The organism is Clostridium sp. BNL1100 (assembly GCF_000244875.1).
GTDB lineage: Bacteria > Bacillota > Clostridia > Acetivibrionales > DSM-1351 > Ruminiclostridium.
In genome coordinates this window covers 4,092,533-4,106,136 of the sequence record NC_016791.1, presented here as the reverse complement: position 1 = coordinate 4,106,136, position 13,604 = coordinate 4,092,533, and the positions used below count along the sequence as shown (strand labels likewise).

The window sequence follows — 13,604 nt, the reverse complement described above, 5'->3', positions numbered from 1 at the left end:
AACATCTAATCTTTTCTGAATACCATGTATGAAGAAGCTTTTAGGATTTCAAAAGCTTTATCCGTGTTTGCCTGATCAGATAGGGTGATTTTAAGGCATCCCTGCTCATACTCACGGCTGTTGGATACATTTATATTTTTAATGTTTATTCCGCTATTGCCCAGCAGAGTTGCTATTTTACCAATAATTCCGGGCTCATCTGTAACATCTACAATCAGCTCGAAGTTTTTTGGGAGCAACCCAGTAGCAGTATTGGAAAAACCATCCCTGAAGGCTTTAGCATTATCAAAAAAACTATATATTTCTTTATTTTCACTTGATTTGATATTGTCTATCATATCGTTAACTATAAGTTTAAAATCCTCTAAAAGCTTTACAACAACAGGCCCATTGCTTATAACCACGTCCTCCCACATGGAAGGATTTGAAGATGCAATTCTGGTAATATCCTTGAACCCTCCTGCCGCAAGAAGCTTTACTAGGCCTTGACTATTTTCATTATTTTTAGCAAGAGACACCAATGCGGAAGCTATGATATGAGGTACATGGCTTATGCATCCTGTGACTGTATCGTGCTCTCGGGAGGAAACCACTATAGGTAGGGCTCCTATCATCCTAAGAAATTTTTCCAATGTGCTTATGGCATCTTCACTGGAACTCTTTGTCGGTGTCAGAACATAGTAGGCATTTTCAAACATATGAGCAATTGAATTTATATAGCCTGATTTTTCTGTTCCGGCCATAGGGTGTCCTCCTACAAATAGGGGAGGGTTTGCAAGTCCATCAATGTAATTGAACAATTCTCCCTTGGTACTGGCTACATCCGTCAAAATGCTGCCTTTTTTTATTTTAGAGGATAATTCATTTACATATTCTATGGTTTTGCTGACCGGAGTACAAATGAAAATGATATCAGAATTCCAAATCTCTTCACAGCAATTATTAAAACCCTTGTTTAAAACTCCTTCTTTTTCAGCCACTCTAAGGGACTCAGTACAGTTGTCAACTGCATATATTTTTAAATCCGTAAACTCGTGCCTGAACGCCTTGGCTAATGAACCACCAATAAGTCCGAGGCCAATAATAGATATACTTTTAACATCCATAGTTAAACTCTCTCTCCAGGATTGGTGCAAGCTTACTTATGTCTTTGCAAAGTGAATCAAATTCGGATGGCTTTAACTGCTGTGCTGCATCAGATAAAGCACACATTGGGTTCGGGTGTACTTCAACTATAAGGCCGTCGGCACCTGCTGCTATAGCAGCTCTGGATAGCGGAATTACATATTTTGACTTTCCGGCAGCATGGCTGGGGTCAACGATTACAGGCAGATGACTCATATTTTTAACTACAGGGACAGCACTTAAATCAAGTGTGTTCCTTGTAGCTGTTTCAAAGGTTCTGATACCTCTTTCACAAAGGACAACATTGTAATTGCCTTCACTCATTATATATTCAGCAGCGTTAAGCCATTCGTCAATAGTGGTTGCAGATCCTCTTTTCAGAAGTACCGGCTTCATGGATTTTCCTATTTCTTTCAGAAGCTGGAAGTTTTGTACATTACGCGCCCCCACCTGAAACATATCCACATATGGTATAGACAACTCTACTGCCTTATCGCTGGTTACTTCTGTGATTATTTGCAAGCCAGTTGCATCCTTTGCTTCTTTGAGCAGCTTCAATCCTTCTTCTTCAAGACCCTGAAAAGCATATGGAGAAGTTCTTGGCTTAAAAGCTCCTCCTCTTAGAAACTGGGCACCGGACCTTTTGACTGCCTGTGCTGCTTCTATTATCTGTTCACGGCTTTCTACCGCACATGGACCAGCCATGAGAACCAATTCCTTACCGCCTATTTTCACACCGTTTACATCGACAACACTGGGCTCAGGCTGAAATGTTTTTCCTGCCAGCTTGAAGGATTCTACGATTGGAACAAGTTTTTCAACCCCCGGCATAATTTCAAGAGGAATATCACGGAGGACAGTCTTATCACCGATTATACCGATAATAGTTCTTTCGGTACCTTGTGATACATGTACCCCCAACCCCGAATTTTTCAGGACATTGATGACATCATCAATCTGCATTTGATTTGATTTTGGATTCATTACAATAATCATTAAAATTCAACACCTTTCTACCGTTTTACATTTTTTAAAATCTGAAATACACCATTCTACCATATTACACAAGGGCCCTAAGCCCTTTGTATATAGCCAATCATATATCTTGATTGCTATATTAATCTATATTATATAGCATCATTAAAAAATTATAAACAGCTATAAGCTACAAGATTTAAAAATTTTTATTATATAAAAAAGGTAAATTTGTACTGATATAGAATAGATAATAATAAATATAATTTATATTTGTTATTCTTAAAATTTAATATACAAAATGCATTAGATATTTTTAACCCTTTTATTCTGTTTCACTTTACTTTTTGTATTAGGTTCTATACAAATGAGAACGGGCTATAAAGCCGGTATGTATGACCCGGATAACGGTTTCCACATGGAGACTCGGTTTATTATACAGGTGTGAAATAATTGTAAAAATAAGGGGGAATGATTATGAAGGACTATTCCGTGCAAAAATTACGGAACATATGCCTCTTGGCACATGGTGGGGGAGGAAAAACTACTCTGGCAGAGGCTATGATGTTCAATACCGGTGTATTGGACAGATTTGGGAAAGTTGCTGACGGGACTACAACGTCTGACTATGATCCCGAAGAAATTAAAAGAAAAATATCTATAAGCACTTCTATGGTACCTTGTGAATGGGTGGATCATAAAATCAATGTAATTGACACTCCCGGATATTTTGACTTTGTAGGAGAAGTAATGCAGGGCATCCGTGCGGCAGAGGGTGCGGTAATAGTAGTTTCTGCAAAAAGTGGCGTTTCCGTTGGAACAGAAAAATCATGGGCTTACGCCAAAGAGTATGGTGCAGCCAGAATGTTCTTTATTAATAAAATGGACGAAGAAAACGCCAATTTCAATGCTGCCTGTGATAAAATGCTGGATACTTTCGGCAACAGCGTTATACCATTCCAGCTTCCAATCTATGAGGCTGATAAATATGTTGGTTATGTAGACATAATCAATATGACTGCGAAAAAATTCCAGAAGGATAAAGTAACAGAATCAGATATTCCTTCGGATTTAACAGATAGAATTTCTCAAATAAAAAACTCACTTAATGAATTAATAGCTGAAACGGATGAAGCTCTTATGGAAAAGTTTTTCAGTGGAGAAGAGTTCACGGCTGAGGAACTGCAAAAGGGTATAAAGGCAGGTATAGCTGATGGGACAATAACACCTGTATTTTGTGGGTCTGCGTACCAAAACCTGGGGGTTAAGGAGTTGATGGATGCCATTGTTTCTTTTATGCCATCTCCCGAAGTCGTAAAAGTCAAAGCTCAAAAAGCAGGGAAGGATGAATATATTGAAATAAAGCCTGATGCATCTGCACCTCTTGCTGCACTGGTATTCAAGACTATCGCCGACCCGTTTGTAGGTAAAATCTCCATGTTCAGAGTTTATTCAGGAACTTTAAAGGCAGATTCTTCTGTTTTTAATTCTACAACAGAGAGGTCGGAAAAAATCGGTCAGATATTCATTATGAGAGGTAAAAAGCAGATTCCGACAGATAAGCTTATAGCAGGTGACATAGGTGGAGTTGCAAAACTGGCCGGAACAAATACCAACGACACTCTTTGTGATCAGGCAAACAAAGTCATACTGGATAAGATAGCTTTTCCAGACCCGGCTATTTCAATGGCAGTAGAACCAAAAGCCAAAGGAGACGAGGAAAAAATCAGTTCTGGTTTGCATAAACTGCAAGACGAAGATCCTACATTCAAAGTCTCAATTAATACAGAAACCCATCAAACCCTTATTTCAGGTGTAGGAGAACAACATCTGGATGTTATTGTCAGCAAACTTAAAGCTAAGTTCGGGGTATCAGTAAATCTCGTTAACCCTAAAATACCCTACAGAGAAACAATAAAGAAAAAAGTCAAGGTCGAAGGAAAACATAAGAAACAATCTGGAGGGCATGGTCAGTACGGCCATGTATGGATTGAGTTTGAGCGTGGTGATACAGAGGACCTTGTGTTCCAGGAAAAGATATTCGGAGGTTCTGTACCAAAATCGTATCATCCTGCCGTAGAAAAGGGTTTACGGGAAGCCATCGTACACGGTGTTCTTGCAGGGTATCCGGTTGTAAACCTTAAAGCGACGTTGGTTGACGGTTCATATCATGACGTAGATTCTTCAGAAATGGCCTTTAAAATAGCTGCAAGACTTGCTTATAAAAAAGGCTTGCCCATGGCTTCACCCGTATTACTGGAACCAATTGTACATGTAGAGATTTATGTACCTGAAAAATATATGGGAGATATAATCGGTGACCTGAATAAAAGACGTGGAAGAATTCTTGGTATGAATCCCATGGATAACGGACAGCAGCAGGTTGAAGCCGAGGTTCCTCAGTCTGAAATGTTCAAATATGCTACAGATTTGAGATCCATGACCCATGGCAGGGGTTACTTCAAGCTATGGTTTGAAAGATATGAGGAAGCTCCAGCTATCGTTGCAAACAAAGTCATTGAAGAGGCCAGAAAGCACATGGTTGAGGATGATGATGAGTAGTTAAATTTATGTAACTGAATTTTTGTAGGGCTGATTGTTATGGGGGAGTTCCCATAACATCAGCCCTTTTGCTTTGAAAACTATTGACTCCCACCTGCTTGTAATATAAGGTAATTATGTTGGCTAAAGCCAATTTATAAGGAGGATACTATGTGTAAGAATATTGTTTTAAGTAATGAGAGGCTTTCCGTTGAAATATCATACCCCGGAGAAAAATACAATGGCTCCAGATTTGACTGGTGTGGTTTTATTACTCAGGTTACTTTGGACGGAAAACATACTTTTTGCGTAAAGGAATCTTTGGAAGCAGGAAAGGGTTCAGGAGGCTGCGGACTCTGCGGGGAATTCGGAATACGTGAGCCTGTAGGCTTTGATGAAACTCCCGTGGGAGAATACTTCCCAAAGATTGGCGTCGGTCTTTTGAAGAGGCCTGATATGGAACCTTATGACTTTTTCAGAAAATATGAGGTAAAGCCCGTTGATTTTAATGCCGTTATCAATAAGACTTCCGTTGATTTGTCAGCTGTGATGCCCATACACAATGGTTATGGCTACATATATAAAAAAAGTATAAGTTTGTGCCAAAATAGGTTAAAAATAACCTATCTATTGGAGAACACCGGTGAGAAAAAAATAAGTACTACCGAGTACTGCCACAATTTTATAGGAATAGACAATAATAATATCGGAAGCAGTTATTCATTAAAACTTCCTTGTGATATACATCTGGATAATGTCAGTGGCGAGATTATTGTTAAAGATAATGAAATCTCATGGCCTGACAGCTTCAGTGGGGAATTCTACAGTCAGTTTAAGGATTTTGAATGCGGCGGAAGCAGTACATGGGAGTTATATGACAGCAAGTCAGGAGCTGGTGTTAGGGAAACAAACAATTTTATTCCGCAGAAATTTGCCTTATGGGGAGCAAAACATGTTGCAAGCCCTGAGTCATTTGTTAATATCAATATTGAGCCGGGTGAAAAACAAACATGGTCAAGGGAATACGAGTTTCTTTATATTTCCTGCTAAAAAAGTAAACAATTTTTCAAAATCTGAGTATAATTATTTGTTATATAGAATATTCTGATGGAGAAAAATTTATGACTAATAATTCTTTAAATCGAGACAATCTGCGGGTGTATTTTCGCAGGATTCTGCTGATGTTATTAATACCAATGGCACAGGGCATATATTTTTTACTTAATGTTACTACTAAGAACGCACATGATGTAACTATATTTCTTGATAAATTGATACCATTCAACGAATGGTTTATCATACCATATATATTCTGGTATTTGTATACCTTTGGGATTCTGCTGATTATGGCATACTATGACGAGAAAACCTATTACAAGCTTTTGTTCAGTATATTGATTGGTATGTTCGTTTGTTTTGCAATATACTATATCTACCCGACAACGGTTCCACGCCCGGAGGTAACACCTGATAACCTGCTAAAAAAGGCAGTCCTGATTATCTACGGGAATGACAGGCCGTATAATTGTTTCCCAAGCATCCATATGCTGGATACTATTTTGATAACAATGTTTACATTAAAATATGGTAAAGGGTTGCTTATGAGATTTTCATCAGTAGCAATATGTATAACCATATATATGTCTACGTGGTTCACCAAGCAGCATAGTATTCTTGATGCAATTGCATCTACGGTTCTAGGGATAGCATTGTTTTTGGTCTTTGAAAACCGGTATGTGTACGGTAAGATTGAACACTTTGTAAACTCTTATTTGATCAGAAACAAAAGTGCATCTTATCAGGAAGAAGCATAGTGGAAAATCTCAAGGATTTATTATATAATCTAAAAGGTGTTTCGATTTTTGGTATAAGGGGTATTGATAAAGATGTGTTTCAAAAGACAGAAACTTCAGGATGCACAAAGGATTGTCATTAAAGTAGGTACTTCTACTTTGACATATGAGACCGGGAAAATTAATTTTACTTGTATAGATAAGCTGGCAAGAATTATTTCAGATTTATCAAATCAAGGCAAAGAGGTAGTACTGGTAACTTCAGGAGCTATCGGGGTAGGCGTTGATAAACTCAAATTGCCTGAAAGACCTAAAACCATTAGAGAAAAGCAGGCTGTTGCAGCAGTAGGACAATGTGAACTTATGCATATGTACAGCAAATTCTTTTCAGAATACGGACATATTGTTGCTCAAATCCTATTAACAAGGGACATAATGGGTGACGATAAATGCCGTAAAAATGTTGTTAATACATTTGAAACTCTTTTAGAAAAGGGTATTGTTCCTATAGTAAATGAGAATGACTCTGTTTCTACCGTGGAACTTAAAGTAGGACAAAAGGATACCTTTAGCGAAAACGATACACTGTCTGCTATTGTAGCAAAGATTATAGAGGCTGATTTACTCATAATTTTATCGGATATAGACGGTTTTTACGATTCTGATCCTAGGAAGAATCCCGATTCAAAGATGTTATCCGTTATAGATAAAATTACTCCTGAGATTGAGGAGTGTGCCGAAGGTGCGGGAACCAAACGAGGCACAGGAGGAATGGTAACAAAGCTTAGTGCTGCAAAAATAGCTACAGGTGCAGGGGTAGATGTGGTACTGACAAACGGTAGTCACCCCGAAGCAATTCTTGACATATTAAGCGGAGAACAGGTTGGTACACTGTTTATTGGATCAAAATAGACTTTTAATCAATAAAAAAAGGCTTTTGCATTATACATGCAAAAGCCTTTTTCATATTTATGGAATTATATCATCAATGTTATCCGTGTTATTTGAGTTGTCCGAAGGATTACCTCCGACACTGTTAGTTGGTTTGCTTGGTGATCCGTTATTTCCAGTTTGCGTATTACCGGAACCACCGTTGCCTGTATTCGGGGAAGGAGTTTCCGAGTTATTCGGTGGAGTTACGTTAGAGGTTCCTCCTCCATGCTTGGTACAATATTCCTCCTCTGATAACTGATAAATCCAGTCCTTGATTGTTGCCGACAAGGAGCCTTTTAGTGGGCTTTTCGGTAAATACGGTACAGGTCTCTTTATAAATACTCTTTCCTTTACCAAATTTGGCGGACAGAATGGATTTGCCAACAACGGACGCCCATAAATATCTTTTGAGCTTGTATCCACTTTCGCAAGAATGTGAACATCACATGTATCAGTTGGCTCAGTACCTTTTGCAAAATACTCCGTCCTTATGGCATTGCCACGAGGATCACCACTGCAATTTGGACCAACAAGCTTGCCGGAATAAATACATATACTCTTCTTTACCAATCCCTGAGGTTGCGGGAAGTCTTTTGGCTCAAGCTTTGCATGTGCCCTGTTCATGACCTTGTTCCAAAGGCGCAATGCCTGATAAACTTCTTGACCTTTCAGAGTCTTATTGTAATTGTATCCGTACCAGGTAGCCCCTACGTAGTATGGTGAATATCCCACGAACCATTTGTCGTAGGTATCGTTTGTGGTACCGGTTTTACCTGCGGTAGGAATAACTTTACCTGTAGAATTCTTAACAGTTCCAAGGCCACCGCCTATAGCAGCAGTACCGTTTGTTACAACGTCTCTCATCATGCTTGTCATAAGGAATGCGGTTGTTTCCTTATATGCTATGTTTCTCTTCTGATCTGCTTTCTTATCCAAAATAACGTTACCTTTATCATCGGTTACTTTAGTGTAGGATATTGGTTCCAGATAAACTCCCTTGTTGTCGAAGGGGACATATGCAGCAGCCATAGCCAAAGGGTTAACCCCCTCGTTCAAACCACCGAGGGCCATTGATACATAGCCTTCTTTCGGCCTGTCTATATTAACCTTTTTGAGGTAGTTTATGGAATTCTGAGCTCCCAATAAATTCATCCATACCTGAGCCGCTACAACGTTCTGTGATTTTTGAATAGCTCTCCTGATAGTGAGAAGTCCCTCATATACACCCGTCTCAGCATTCTTAGGATACGGTGTATTAGGATGCTCTTTATCAAGATATACAGGTACGTCATCTATTACAGTAGCAGGTGTTATTATACCAAGGTCTATTGCAGGCCCGTAAACGGCTATAGGCTTGAAACTTGAACCCGGCTGTCTCTTCATATCCGTAGCCCTGTTTAGGGTGAAATTAGCTTTTTTCTCGCCATATGCACCGTACATACCACGGATTTGCCCTGTAGCAGGATCCATAATAAGCATTGCAGCCTGTGCCTGCATATCAGGATTGCTGATTTTTTCATTGGCAGTAAAGTTTTTAGGGTTTGTAAATTCCTCGTTCATTATTTTCTGAATGTTGCTGTCCTGAGTTGTGTAAATCTTCAAACCACCGTTATAGAGCTTTATAGTAGCGTTATTGCTGGATAAATTGTATTTCTTCATCAAGTCGTTTTTAACTTGGGTCAGTACATAGTCCTCAAAATAGCTCTGTATGTTATTATCCTTTTTGTCGCCTTCACTTGCGCCCTTATAGATTTTTAATGGCTCTGCAACTGCTTCGTCATGCTCATTCTGAGTAATATATTTTTGCCTCAGCATTTCATCAAGGATGATTTTCTGACGTTCCTTGTTCGCTGCCTTTGTTTTTTCACTTAATGTGGGATCATATGTTCCCGGAGATTTTGTAACACCTGCAATGCTGGCACATTCTGCAAGAGAAAGATCTTTTACATCCTTGTTGAAGAATTTCTTTGCGGCTGCCTGTACACCCCAGCAGCCTAGCCCGGTGTTTATTCTGTTCATATAATTGTCAAGAATCTGATCCTTGGACATCTTTTTTTCCAAATCCATTGCCTGCCAGGCTTCCTGGACTTTTCTTTTAACTGTAGAATCAGTGTTTCCGGTTATATTCTTTACCAGCTGCTGAGTAATGGTACTTCCGCCGTAGTCAGCATTACCGAACTTAACGATATAACTTAGTGCAGCACCTACAAAACGTTTTTTGTCAACACCATCATGACTTTTGAATCTGGAATCTTCTATTGCAATAAATGCATTTCTCATATTATCGGGTATTTCAGAATGTTCGGCAAGTATTCGGTTTTCCCCGCCTTTGACCTGTGCGATCTCCTTGCCATCCTTGTCATATATGAAAGTTACTTTCGTCATTTCAAGCTGATCTGGTGTAATCGGCGCTGCAGTCTTTATGTATCCGAGAACGGCCCCGCCTAATACACCACCAACAACACACCCTAAAGATATGAGGATAACAAACACTGTTTTTATAACTGCAAGGGTAAATTTAGAAGCTGGAGACGAAGGGGTCTTTTTCTTCTTCTTTTTTTGCTTATCCGTCCCTGATGCAGCCTTTTCATTAGCTTTCATAATATCCTCCTTAAATTAATACGTTTTGCTCACAATATTATATCATAAAACGATTTTTAGTACATATTATTTAAATGTTAAGAAAATGCCCAAAACAAAGGGACGAAACTATACTAATGGCTTGGCTTTCCCATGAATATAGACGTCCCCGGTTTAATAGAAATTTTCCTTTTATAAGGATATTGGTAAATTTTAAAGTAATAATAACAATATTTCCCGAATTAGTCTTGCAATGTTATTGAGTTGAGGGTTTGAATTCAACATATTTGACCGGATCTACTGCAGTATCGGCTATTCTTATTTCAAAATGCAGATGAGGCCCGGTACTTCTGCCTGTACTGCCTACCAGTGCTATTTTTTGGCCCTTTTTGACATTTTGACCTGCTTTGACAAGTAGTTTTGATGAGTGACCGTATATTGTTTTAAAACCGTTACCGTGGTCAATTATAACATGTTTCCCGTAGCCGCCGGAGAGACCGGAATACATTACCTTTCCTGAAGCTGCTGCCATTATCGGGTCACCTGTTTCCGCATCAATATCTACGCCCTTATGAATTGTTCTGATGTGTGTAATTGGATGGTTTCTTATCCCGAAAGGGGAGGTAATTTTGCCCTTTGCAGGAATAAAAGTAGGCAATGCATCAACAAATTCCTCCAGCTCATTGTTTGATTTTTCAAGTTCTAAGGTCAGGTCGTTATTGCTGTTAAAAGCAATATTAATATTTTTTACAAGGTTGTTGAGCTTTATTATATCTTCTATTGTGTGATTTGCACTTTTAACGGATGTACCTCTGCTGGATTTTTTTACATAGCTCCCTGATATTTTGGTATACGTTTTTGCAAATTCTTCAAGTCTTGTTTTAAAGTTAGTCTGGTCGGATTGGAGAATCCTTATCAATTCCATGTTCGCTTCTTGTACTTTATTTTGCTGTGACAGTGTTCTGGACATATTCCTGACTTGCTCACCCAAAACATTGTTGGATTTCTCCAAACGGGCGGATTTGGCATTCAGTAAGTAAATTACCGGCAATAAAATAAGTAGTATAATTACCAAACACCATGTAGGTTTAAAAAATTTTCTCATTTGAACCACCATTCTACAAATATATGTATTAGGATTATTTCCAAATTTGTTATGAAAATAACCTATCGGTACTACTTATATAGGGTGAAGATACGCTTTCCTATTATATTTATCTCTAAGTCAAGAAAAAAATGGCGAAAAAGGTAGTTCAATTAAAGGATTTTATTGCTAAAATGTAGAACTATTTTGTATTCGGCTATTTTGCATTGAAAAGTAGGAGGTTGTCATATATGAAAAATATTAAAAGTACAATTATCGGAGCATTTTGCATTGTTATTGCAATCTCGTTAATTTCATCTGCAATTTCTTTTTTCGGATATAGAAAAGTAATTAATTCTGTTAATAATATAGAAGTTAATAAGTTAAATCAGGATTCTGTACAGGAACTCAATAGGTTGTCTGCTCAAAGACATCAGGTTTTAACCGATATTGTAAATTCATTTAGTGAGGACAGTCAAGCTTTTGCAGACATAGGCAACAAGATGGATGCAGAGTTAAAGACTTTGAAGGGGGCTAAAATTAGCTCGGAAGACAAAAAGACTGTTGAGAAACTGGATAGTATTAACAAAGAATATGTAAGTTTATATAACGATAAAATTAGTCCTAATATCAAAGCTTTTGAAAACAAAGGTATTGATGCTTTCTTAAAGGGCGTTCAGGACAATTTTAATGAAATGCAAAACGTTGTAAATGAGCTCAAAAACACAACGGCAAAGCCTATTGAGGACAGGTCGGCAAGGCTTATGGAGGATATTACAGAGTTGAACAGAATAATTGGGCTGGTTGATTCGGATTCCAGCTATATTGACAATCAATTTACGGAGATAAAAAAGCTGTTGGCTGATATTCTGACTTATTTTAACACAGCAGGAAGTGATGTTCCAGCCCTTCAGGATAATGATTTTAATGCAAAAATAGAAGACTTTGAACAAAGAATTTCAGCGGCAGCCGCCGCCAGCCGGAATGTTCTGGACAATGCAAGGTCAACCCAAGGTTATGACAGGGTCTGGAATATGAAAAAAGTTGCGGGTGATTTGCGTATCTATAATGAGATTTCGGAAACAGCTGTATTAATAAACAGAAACAATGCAATTTTGTTGTATTCTGCATCGGGCGGTGGAAATTCATCCTCAGAGTTCAAAAAGAATAAAACGGATATTGAAATAAAATTGGCAGACCTTTTGAAAAAAGGACTTTCTTCAGAAAAAATTAATAGGCTTAATTCTTTGAATAATTCCATAGACGGTATTGCTCAAGAGATATTTAAAAGAGCTGCAATTCGTGACAATGGAGGTATCTCAGAGGGATATAAAAGGATGTCTGAACTCAATAAATCTTTTCTTGATAATTCAGATAAGCTCAGAGTTTCTTTTAACAACTATTTCTCTGATGATGTAAAGTCTTCTGAGAAAATCAAGCACGCTATATTCTGGATATTTATTGTTATTACGTTGTTTTCCATTATTATCGGTATGTTGATTGCATTGCTTTTATCCAACAGAATTGTTAAGCCTATTCATTATCTGTCAAATATCCTTTCAAAGGTTGAAAAGGGTGACTTGACAGTCAGGGCTGAAATTGCTGCTTCCAATGATATAGGCAAATTGGGTAAGCAAGTCAATAATGTGATTGACGGACAACAGAAAATGGTTGAACAGTTTAAGGATACAGGCAGTGAAATAAGCACTTTAAAGCAGAGAGTTAAGTCTCTTGTTGATCAAAACAGAACAACTATGGAAAAAATTTCTGCAACAAAGGCTGTTGACAGGGAAGGGTTTGTACTGGATACCGAAAGTATAATTTCCGGTGTAAAAACCGTAACCGAACAGACACAAAAGGCAGTAGGGGATAGTGTCAGGGCGGTGGAAACAGCCAAGTTGAAAGAAAAGACGGTTGAAGAGGCAGAAATATTTATAAGCTCTGTTAATGAAACTGTTCGGTCTATTGCAACATCCATTGGGAATCTTGAATCCTCATCAGGAAGAATTGGAGAGATTACCAATACCATTACTCAAATTGCTTCACAGACAAATCTGCTGGCGTTGAATGCTGCAATTGAAGCCAATAGGGCAGGAGAGCAGGGTAAGGGTTTTGCGGTTGTTGCTGATGAAATAAGGAAGCTTTCTAATCTAAGTAATAATTCAGCCTCTGAAATAAAGGAGCAGATCAAAGAAATACAGTCAAGTATTAACACTGCTGTTAACAAAATGAATTCAGGTTTGCTGGGAGTTGAAGATGGAGCAGCCAGAATAAATGAAGTCAAGAAAGGCATTGGAGAAATAATTCAATCTATAAGCAATGTTTCAGAAACCGTTAAGGCTTCTGCTGACAAAGCATATACTCATTATCAGACAGCCAGAGAGTTTGTTGACGCTGTGGACAAAATTGCATGTGGAGTTTCTGACAATTCTACGGAATATAAAGATTTTGATTCTATTATTCAGATACAAGCAAAAACTCTTAGTGATCTGGATGAAATCTCTATGCTGCTACAAGATGCATCTTCCGACCTTTTCAAGATTTCTGAAAGTGTTAAGGTATAGGAAATGTGT

9 protein-coding genes are annotated in these 13,604 nt (G+C 38.2%); 5 read left to right on the top strand and 4 right to left on the bottom strand.

Annotation, left to right across the window (positions count from 1 at the left end):
- Nucleotides 1–5: 5 nt before the first annotated feature.
- Nucleotides 6–1,106 carry a prephenate dehydrogenase gene (locus CLO1100_RS17525; RefSeq protein ID WP_014315110.1) on the bottom strand — a complete coding sequence of 367 codons (1,101 nt, stop codon included), beginning with the start codon at nt 1,104–1,106 and terminating at the stop codon, nt 6–8.
- Nucleotides 1,096–2,121: a 3-deoxy-7-phosphoheptulonate synthase gene (gene aroF, locus CLO1100_RS17520; protein ID WP_014315109.1), complete on the bottom strand. Its 1,026-nt coding sequence runs from the start codon at nt 2,119–2,121 to the stop codon at nt 1,096–1,098. The genes CLO1100_RS17525 and aroF overlap by 11 nt, the downstream gene beginning before the upstream one ends.
- A 456-nt stretch (nt 2,122–2,577) precedes the next feature.
- On the opposite strand from aroF, the gene fusA reads away from it, so the two are divergent.
- The 4 genes from fusA (at nt 2,578) to proB (ending at nt 7,346) form a co-directional block, all read left to right on the top strand.
- Entirely contained in the window at nt 2,578–4,662 is a 2,085-nt protein-coding gene (gene fusA, locus CLO1100_RS17515) for an elongation factor G (RefSeq protein WP_014315108.1), read from the top strand.
- Nucleotides 4,663–4,812: 150 nt separating this feature from the next.
- Nucleotides 4,813–5,691, top strand: coding sequence for a hypothetical protein (locus tag CLO1100_RS17510; protein WP_014315107.1), 879 nt, complete (start codon nt 4,813–4,815; stop codon nt 5,689–5,691).
- Between the two features lie 71 nt (nt 5,692–5,762).
- Nucleotides 5,763–6,455, top strand: coding sequence for a phosphatase PAP2 family protein (locus tag CLO1100_RS17505; RefSeq protein ID WP_014315106.1), 693 nt, complete (start codon nt 5,763–5,765; stop codon nt 6,453–6,455).
- 72 nt (nt 6,456–6,527) lie between these two features.
- Entirely contained in the window at nt 6,528–7,346 is an 819-nt protein-coding gene (gene proB / locus CLO1100_RS17500; protein WP_014315105.1) for a glutamate 5-kinase, read from the top strand.
- Nucleotides 7,347–7,403: 57 nt separating this feature from the next.
- On the opposite strand, the gene CLO1100_RS17495 is transcribed toward proB, so the two are convergent.
- The gene (locus CLO1100_RS17495) at nt 7,404–9,968 is read right to left on the bottom strand and encodes a transglycosylase domain-containing protein (protein WP_014315104.1); all 2,565 of its coding nucleotides are present in this window, start codon (nt 9,966–9,968) and stop codon (nt 7,404–7,406) included.
- 235 nt (nt 9,969–10,203) lie between these two features.
- Nucleotides 10,204–11,052 carry a M23 family metallopeptidase gene (locus tag CLO1100_RS17490; protein WP_014315103.1) on the bottom strand — a complete coding sequence of 283 codons (849 nt, stop codon included), beginning with the start codon at nt 11,050–11,052 and terminating at the stop codon, nt 10,204–10,206.
- A gap of 230 nt (nt 11,053–11,282) precedes the next feature.
- On the opposite strand from CLO1100_RS17490, the gene CLO1100_RS17485 reads away from it, so the two are divergent.
- Nucleotides 11,283–13,595, top strand: coding sequence for a methyl-accepting chemotaxis protein (locus CLO1100_RS17485; RefSeq protein WP_014315102.1), 2,313 nt, complete (start codon nt 11,283–11,285; stop codon nt 13,593–13,595).
- Nucleotides 13,596–13,604 lie beyond the last annotated feature (9 nt).

What these genes read in the sequence shown, in the direction of transcription:
- aroF (WP_014315109.1), bottom strand. Translation starts at nt 2,121, where the DNA reads ATGATTATTGTAATGAATCCAAAATCAAATCAAATGCAGATTGATGAT.
- CLO1100_RS17505 (WP_014315106.1), top strand. Translation starts at nt 5,763, where the DNA reads ATGACTAATAATTCTTTAAATCGAGACAATCTGCGGGTGTATTTTCGC.
- CLO1100_RS17495 (WP_014315104.1), bottom strand. Translation starts at nt 9,968, where the DNA reads ATGAAAGCTAATGAAAAGGCTGCATCAGGGACGGATAAGCAAAAAAAG.
- proB (WP_014315105.1), top strand. Translation starts at nt 6,528, where the DNA reads ATGTGTTTCAAAAGACAGAAACTTCAGGATGCACAAAGGATTGTCATT.
- CLO1100_RS17485 (WP_014315102.1), top strand. Translation starts at nt 11,283, where the DNA reads ATGAAAAATATTAAAAGTACAATTATCGGAGCATTTTGCATTGTTATT.
- fusA (WP_014315108.1), top strand. Translation starts at nt 2,578, where the DNA reads ATGAAGGACTATTCCGTGCAAAAATTACGGAACATATGCCTCTTGGCA.
- CLO1100_RS17490 (WP_014315103.1), bottom strand. Translation starts at nt 11,052, where the DNA reads ATGAGAAAATTTTTTAAACCTACATGGTGTTTGGTAATTATACTACTT.
- CLO1100_RS17525 (WP_014315110.1), bottom strand. Translation starts at nt 1,106, where the DNA reads ATGGATGTTAAAAGTATATCTATTATTGGCCTCGGACTTATTGGTGGT.
- CLO1100_RS17510 (WP_014315107.1), top strand. Translation starts at nt 4,813, where the DNA reads ATGTGTAAGAATATTGTTTTAAGTAATGAGAGGCTTTCCGTTGAAATA.